General features: G+C 38.9%; 1 protein-coding gene. It reads left to right on the top strand.

The features are described 5' to 3' along the window. Positions 1-282 precede the first annotated feature (282 nt). Positions 283-612 (top strand): transposase (locus DNK84_RS12185; RefSeq protein WP_208123235.1); only part of this gene is annotated, 330 nt, incomplete at its 3' end.

Genomic DNA, 612 nt, shown 5'->3' with positions numbered 1-612 from the left:
GGAAGAAGCAGCACGTAGAAAGCTTGTGGAAGGCCTGGATGAAAAGTTTGTGATTAAGTGTACAGGCCTCGATCGTAATACGGTACTAAAGATCAAGAAAAACATCAAAAAATAAGCACGTATTTATATTAATGAGGCATTATGACACGATGAGCAAATAATAACCGCATCAGTAGTTTCTAACCATCACATACACAGAAAATGTAATTGGGAGTATTGAAATAACTGTGTAAATTCTTTCATAGGTTATAATGGTTAAAACGTATAATCTAAGGACGAAAGATGAAAAACAAAGAACAAAACAAAGCATTAGATCAAGCGCTTGATCTCATTGTCGAATCAGGTGCTGATTTATCCAATCTATTTAAATCAGATGGCGTATTGAAGCAATTAACCAAAGGTCTGGTTGAACGTGCTTTACAAGGTGAACTAAAGGCGCATCTTGGTTATGACAGGCATGAACGTAGCGATTCTGCTAATGCACGTAACGGCACGGCACGAAAAAGCGTAATAACAGAAGATGGCCTATTGGAAATTGATGTGCCTCGTGATCGCTCAGGTGAATTTGATCCTGTACTTGTTCCCAAGCGAAGCACGCGGATTGAAGGTTTG

Origin of the sequence: Facilibium subflavum, from assembly GCF_003574485.1 — a bacterium.
GTDB classification, from domain to species: domain Bacteria; phylum Pseudomonadota; class Gammaproteobacteria; order Francisellales; family Francisellaceae; genus Facilibium; species Facilibium subflavum.
The sequence above is the reverse complement of the archived record's forward strand: the minus strand, read 5'-3'. Positions and strand labels throughout refer to the sequence as shown.